Origin of the sequence: Streptomyces botrytidirepellens, from assembly GCF_003721215.1 — a bacterium.
In the GTDB taxonomy this organism is placed as follows: Bacteria; Actinomycetota; Actinomycetes; order Streptomycetales; family Streptomycetaceae; genus Streptomyces; species Streptomyces himastatinicus.
Genome location: NZ_RIBZ01000682.1, coordinates 1 through 6,460, shown reverse-complemented (window position 1 = coordinate 6,460; position 6,460 = coordinate 1). Strand labels below are relative to the sequence as shown.

Annotated in this window: 5 protein-coding genes; 2 read left to right on the top strand and 3 right to left on the bottom strand. The window is 72.7% G+C overall.

Annotation, left to right across the window (positions count from 1 at the left end; genetic code table 11):
* Positions 1-240: 240 nt before the first annotated feature.
* Together EEJ42_RS35625 and EEJ42_RS35620 are read left to right on the top strand one after the other, a co-directional pair.
* On the top strand, positions 241-705 hold the full coding sequence (locus EEJ42_RS35625; protein WP_123106345.1) for a helix-turn-helix domain-containing protein: 465 nt from the start codon (positions 241-243) through the stop codon (positions 703-705).
* Positions 702-1,280 carry a toxin gene (locus tag EEJ42_RS35620; protein WP_123106344.1) on the top strand — a complete coding sequence of 193 codons (579 nt, stop codon included), beginning with the start codon at positions 702-704 and terminating at the stop codon, positions 1,278-1,280. Before EEJ42_RS35625 ends, EEJ42_RS35620 begins: the two co-directional genes overlap by 4 nt.
* A gap of 10 nt (positions 1,281-1,290) precedes the next feature.
* Here the strand turns inward: EEJ42_RS35620 and EEJ42_RS35615 are convergent, their stop codons facing one another.
* The 3 genes from EEJ42_RS35615 to EEJ42_RS35605 form a co-directional block, all read right to left on the bottom strand.
* Positions 1,291-4,782, bottom strand: a complete 3,492-nt coding sequence (locus tag EEJ42_RS35615; RefSeq protein ID WP_246097587.1) for an aminotransferase class I/II-fold pyridoxal phosphate-dependent enzyme — start codon at positions 4,780-4,782, stop codon at positions 1,291-1,293.
* Positions 4,783-4,844: 62 nt separating this feature from the next.
* Positions 4,845-5,795 (bottom strand): NAD-dependent epimerase/dehydratase family protein, encoded by a 951-nt coding sequence (locus EEJ42_RS35610; RefSeq protein WP_123106342.1) that lies wholly within the window; start codon positions 5,793-5,795, stop codon positions 4,845-4,847.
* An 82-nt stretch (positions 5,796-5,877) separates the two neighbouring features.
* A partial coding sequence (locus EEJ42_RS35605; RefSeq protein WP_184503436.1) for a YeeE/YedE thiosulfate transporter family protein occupies positions 5,878-6,460 on the bottom strand: 583 nt, incomplete at its 5' end.

The following is a 6,460-nucleotide window of genomic DNA, read 5'->3' as shown; positions in this document are numbered from 1 at the left end:
CCGTTTTTCCTCGTCCGGCCGGGCGGGTGTCCCCGCCCGGCCGGACCTGACCCTCCCCCGTGTGGGCCAGGCCGACAGACCGTCCATCAACTCGACTACCCCCGCAAGCGGAGTTAGCTGACAGCTATCGGCGAGGTCCAACGTTGGCGCAGTCGCAGCAGATTGTCAACTGACCGCTAATCTGCGAAACTGACGATTAGCCGAGGGCAAAAATCCGAGGAGGTGAGGGGAGGAGATCGCATGTCCGAGACCGACGACCGGCCCATGCTGGCGGTGCGCCTGGACAACCTCTTCAAGACGGTTCGTCCCAAGGGAAAGCACTGGACCAACGCCGAAGTGGCGGAGGAGCTGAAGCGGGCCAACCCCGAGCTGAAGGTCGGGGGTGTGTATCTGTCGCAGTTGCGGACGGGGAAGCGCTCCAATCCCTCACCTGACCTCCTGGCCGCCCTGGCGCGCTTCTTCGGCGTCTCGGTGGCCTACTTCTTCGACGACAAGGTCGCCGAGTCGGTGCTCAGCGAGGTCGCCGCCATCGAGGCGCTGCGGCAGGCGGGCGTCCGGGCCGTGGCGATGCGGGCGGCCGGGATGAAGAAGGAGAACCTCCAGGCCATCACGACCATCATGGATCAGTACCGGCAGATGCAGGGCCTTCCGCCCGTCACCGATGCCTCGGACTCCGGGGGCGCCGACACCTCGGACGCCGGGTGAGGGGCCTCAGGGCCGGGCGGTCGGCCGACCAGGACCGCCGCAGCCAGCTCAAGAGGCTCCGGAAGGCCGGTGCGCAGCGGATCGCCGACCTCGATCTGCCGGAGGTCGCCGATGTGGCCGAACTCTGCCGCTACCTCGGCGAGATCCGCGAACGTCCGATCACGCTGGTCCCGATGCCGATCCCCACGTCGCACCCGTGCGGCATGTGGGTCGCCGCACGCGACGAGGACCTCATCTTCTTCGACGCCAACACGACCAGCGCGCATCAGGAGCACATCATCTTGCACGAGCTGGGCCACATCATCTGCTGCCATCGCGGGGCGGGTTGGCTGGATGAGGCGAGCGCCCGCCTCCTCTTCCCCAACCTCGACCCCGACATCGTGCGTGACATGCTCCTGCGCGCCACCTATGACGACGTCCAGGAACAGGAAGCGGAGATCATCGCCTATCTGCTCTCCCAACGGCTGGGCGGCAGCGTGGAAGCACACGGCACGCCGCCCGCCGAGGAAGCCGCTGACGGCGCCGCGTCAGGACGGGACGCCACGCTCAGCCGGATCGAACGCACGCTGATCTGACATGAGTCACTCAGCCACCGGCGGACGCCACCTCCTCGGCCAGGATCGCCACGGCCCGGCGGATGTCGTCCTCCCGGTGTTCGCTGGTGACGAAGAACCGGAGCCGGGCCAGCCCCTCCTCCACCGCGGGGTGGAAGATCGGGTCGGCGATGACGCCCCGTTCGTACAACCGGTCCGCGACGCGCAGCGTCCTCGCCGAGTCACCGATGACACACGGCACGATCGGGGTGTCGGCACTGGAGCCCGTCGGCAGACCGGCCGCGGCGGCGAGGCCGAGGAACAGCTCCGCGTTCCGCCGCAGCGTGCCCACCCGGTGCGGTTCCGCGACGATCAGCTCGGTGGCGGCCAGCGCCGCGGCCGCGTTGGCCGGGGTCAGGCCGACGCTGTAGACGAAGCCGGGCAGCGTGTGCCGCAGCCACCGCACCATCCGGGCCGAGCCGCCGAGGTAACCGCCGCAGCTGGCGAAGGCCTTGGAGAGGGTGCCCATCCACAGATCCACGCCGGACCGGTCGACGCCGAAGAACTCGCCGACGCCGCGGCCGCCGTCGCCCACGGTGCCGATGCTGTGCGCCTCGTCGACCATCAGCAGGGCCCCGTAGCGCCGCTTCAGCTCGATCACGGCGGGCAGGTCGACCAGGTCGCCGTCCATGCTGTACGCGCCCTCGACGGCGATCAGGACCCGTCGGAACCGGGAGCGGTTGACCCGGAGCAGGTGTTCCAGCCGGTCGGTGTCGTTGTGGGCGAACGGGCGTCTGGCCGCCCCGGACAAGGCGCAGCCCTGAAGGATGCTGTCGTGGGCGAGGGCGTCGTGGAGCACCAGGTCGCCCGGCCCGATGAGGTGTCCTATCGCGGTGACATTGGTGGCATGGCCGCTCACCAGCGCCAGGCAGTCCCCGACGCCGAGGAAGTCGGTGAGCGCCCGTTCCAGCGTCACGGTCAGCTCCCGCTCACCGGAGAGCGGCCGGCTCGCGGAGACCGAGGTCCCGTACCGGTCCACCGCCCGGTGCACGGCCTCGTTGACCGCCGGATGGCCGGAGAGCCCCAGGTAGTTGTAGCTGCCGAAGGTCAGATACGCCCGGTCCCCGATCCGAGTCGTGTCGCGGATGGTGCCCTGATGGACCCGGAAGTACGGGAAGTCCGCACCGCTGCCCTTGATCGCGTCCAGGCGCTCCTCGAACTGCCGCACCTCGGGGAACTCGTCGACGGCCGCGGTCGCCGTGCTCCACTCCGCCGGTGTCTCCCGGGGCACCGCCGGTGTCTCCGGGGGCACCGCCGGTGTCTCCGGGGGCACCGCCGGTGTCTCCGGGGGCACCGCCGGTGTTTCCCGGGGCGGGGGCGCACCGGGCGCGGGATCGTCCGTGAGGTGGGGGCCGGTCAGCGCGATGAGCTGTTCGACGGTGAGTTCGGGCGAGAAGATCTCATCGGTGCGGAAGCCCGGTATTCGCTTGCCGATGTTGGTTTCCAGCTCCTGCAACATCAGGGAGTCGAAGCCGAGATCGGCCACCAGCGCCATCCGCTCGTGCAGATCGGACAGGGGGTAGACGCCGGTCCGCGACAGCTCTTCGAGCACGATGGACGCGGCGGACGCGGTGTGGGCGGGCCGCTCCTCCCCCAGGTCCGCGACGGAGGTGTCCTCGCTGTCGCGGGCCGTCTCGTCCACCACCCAGTGGTGGCGCGGGGCGAGCGGACTCGGCGGCAGGGTGCACGGGGGGATGCGCTCCCCCTCGGGGCGAAGCCCCGCGCCGGTGACCGCGCGCTCCGCGAGCCGGGCCAGCGCGGCTGCCGTGCGCGGCTCGCCGGACGGCGAACCGGACGGCGAACCGGATGCCGACCGGGACGGCGGCCCGAGCCAGGGCGCCACGGCCTGTGGCAGCTCACCGGGTGGCACGGTGCCGATCACCTGCCCCGGCCCGATGGTGCCGGTGCGGCCCGCGGCCACGGCGTCGGCCGCCGCGGTCAGCCGGGTGGCGGCGTCGGCGGCGTCCTCCGCCACCAGGGCGAGGCGTTCCGCGAAGGGGGTCCGGCGGGCCAGGGTGTCGGCCACCTCGTCCAGCGGCGGCCCGTCCCCGGTGATGGTGTGCGCCAGTTCGCGGGCGTAACGGGCCAGCCCTTCCCGGTCGCGGGCGCTGAGCACCAGCAGATGCGGCCCCTCGTCGGGTGCCGGGCGGGCGGGTGCCGTGGCGCACTCCTCCACCACCAGATGGACACCGGTGCCGCCGAAGCCGAAGGCGCTCACCCCCGCCCGGCGCGGCTGCCCGGACTCCGGCCATGGGGTGGGCGCGGTCGGGATGGTCAGCCGGGCGGCGTCGAGCCCGGAGCGGTCGGCCAGGTCGAACGCGGGCTGGGGCGGTATCACGCCCCGCTGCACGGCCAGGACGGACTTGATGAGCCCGGCGATGCCCGCGGCGTTGAGCGCGTGCCCGACGACCGCCTTCACCGCGCCGAGGAAGGCGGGGGCGCCCCGCTCCCCGCGCAGTTCGCGCAGGACACCGACCTCGACCGGATCGCCGACCGTGGTCCCGGTGCCGTGCGCTTCGAGGTAGCCCACCGCGTCCGGGGGCAGGTCCGCGTCGCGGTAGGCCCGGCGCAGCGCCCGGAGCTGACCGGCCGCCTGGGGGTGCATTCCGCCCTGCACGGTCCCGTCGTTGGCGGTTCCGACGCCGCGGACCACCGCGTAGACCCGGTCGCCCGCGGCCAGCGCGTCGGCCAGGGGCCGCAGCACCAGGACCCCGGCGCCCTCCCCCAGGACGAAGCCGTCGGCCTCCGCGCCGAACGGCAGACATCTGCCGCTGCGCGAGATGGCGCCGATCCGGCACAGCCCGACCAACAGGTCGGGAGTGAGGAGGAGTTGGGCGCCACCGGCGAGTGCGATGCGGCACCGTCCCGCGCGCAGCGCGAACACCGCGTTGGCCACGGCCATGAGTCCGCCGGAGCAGGCCGCGTCCAGCGCGTAGCTCTCGCCGTGCAGATCGAAGACGGAACTGACCGTGTTCGGTCCCATGTTGAGCAGCAGCCCGGCCACCGAGGTGCCCTGGAGCCCGCTGACCGCGCGGACCGTCTCCGGCCATTGGGGATCGGTCGCCCGCGCCCCGAACTCGCCGCCGGCCAGCTGACGCATCCGGAGCCGCATGGTGCTGATCTCGCGGTAGCCGCTCTCGGTGAGTGCCGTGATCACCGAGGTCTCCTCGCGGTCGAAGCCCTCGGCCTCCCATCCCGCGTCCTGGAGGGCCTCACGGGCGAGGTCGATCAGCAGCCGGGCCTGCGGATCCATGGATTTGGCCCGCCGCGGCGGGATGCCGTAGTGCACGGCGTCGAAGTGGCCGACGTCCGGCAGCAGGGCCATGGTGTCCGTGTAGGCGGCGGACGAGTCGCGTATGTCGTCGCTCAGGAAGGCGGCGCTGCGCCACCGCGAGTCCGGGACGGTGGCGAACTGCGCCTGCGGTGCGGTGAGGAGCCGCCAGTACTGGTTGACGTTCCGCGCTCCCGGAAACCGGCAGGCCATCCCCACGATCGCGATGTCGTCACGGCGTGCCCCGGATAACCCCACGGGGGAGTCTGTCGCTGTCACCCGCGACCCCCCGCACCGTCCAGGCGCTCGCGCCACCAGTCCACCGTAGCCTTGATCTGCTCGTCGACGGGGGTGGCGCGCACCGTGAACTCGGCTTCGTACGCGCTCGAATCGACCACGAACGGCCGGTCGAACTGGTAGCGGATCTCCCGCAGCGCACGGATCAGCGGGGAGAAGACCGACGCGGCGCCCAGCACGGCCGGCGGCAGCCCGCGCACCGCGACCGGCCCCGTTCCCGCCTCGGCGGCCAGGCGGTCGGCCATCTCCCGGGTGGACAGCGCGGGCTCGGTCGGCACGTGCCAGGCCCGTCCCCAGGCCCGCTCCTCGCCCGCCACCTCGACCAGGGCCCTGGCCACGTCGGGGAGGTAGGTCCAGCTGTGCGGGGCGTCCGGATCCCCGATCGTGGAGACCGGCTTGCCGCGCAGCAGGCGGGGCATGACCCGCCCGGCCAGGTGTCCGCCGTCGGTCACGCCGGGCCCGAAGAAGTCCGACGCCCGCACCTCGACCGCCTTGATACGGCCCTGCTCGTGCAGGTTCCGCGCCTGCTCCCAGCCCGCCGCGCGCACCCGCCCCTTGGGGCCGGTCGCCGCGAGCGGCAGCTTCTCGGTCAGGGGGCCGTCCACCGGTCCGTAGCCGTAGAGGTTGCCCAGCATGACCAGCACGGCCCCGGTCGCCTCGGCGGCCGCGCAGGCCGACGAGATCAGCGGGGGCCATTCGCTCGCCCAGCGGTGGTAGGGCGGTGCGGCACAACTGTGGATCGCGGCGGCACCCCGCGCCGCCGCGATCAGTTCCTTGCTGTTCGTCGCGTCCAGCGCGACGTGCTCGATGCCGGGTTCCGCACTGCGGCCCGACCTGGTGAGGACCCGTACCGAATGACCCTGTTCGGCCAGCAGCCGGGCGGTGGCCGCCCCGGCGGGCCCGTATCCCATGACGACTTGTAAGTTCACGCGCGCACATTAGCGCGTGCGTGCGGTGCTCTTGTACTGGAGAGTCAGAAGCGTGCCGAGGTCCTCGGCACCCCCCGGTACCTCAGCAGACGCCGTCGCCCGGCTTCGGATTCCCGAGCCCGAAGAGCGGCCGCAGCTTCAGCCCGGCCCAGGTGCCGAGGAGGGCGAAGGCACCCCAGAGCCAGCCGTGCAGGCTGCCGGAGGCGATGCCCGCGAGGTACGCGCCGATGTTGCAGCCGCCCGCCAGCCGGGCGCCGATGCCCATCAGCACGCCGCCGAGCACCGCCGCGACGCCAGTCCGCCACGGCACGCCGCGGTGGAGCGTCCAGGAGCCGCCGAGCGCCGCGGCGGCCGCCGCGCCGATCATGATGCCGATGTCGGTGAGGCTGGTCTTGTCCGCGAGCACCGGCCCGGCGAGCATCTCCTTGTTTCCGGGCTGCTGCCACCAGCTCCAGCTCTCCGGGTGGCCGCCGAGAGCGCGGACCAGCTCCGCTCCCCACAAGCTGAAGGCGCTGGTGACGCCCCACGCCCCGCCGGACACCAGCAGCACTCCGGCCCCGAGTACGGCCAGCGCCACGGCGCCGACGGCCAGCGGCCACGAACCGCGCAGCACCCGGGCGGCGGCGCCGCGCGCGGAGGGCACCGGGCCGATCGGCGGCGGGGTG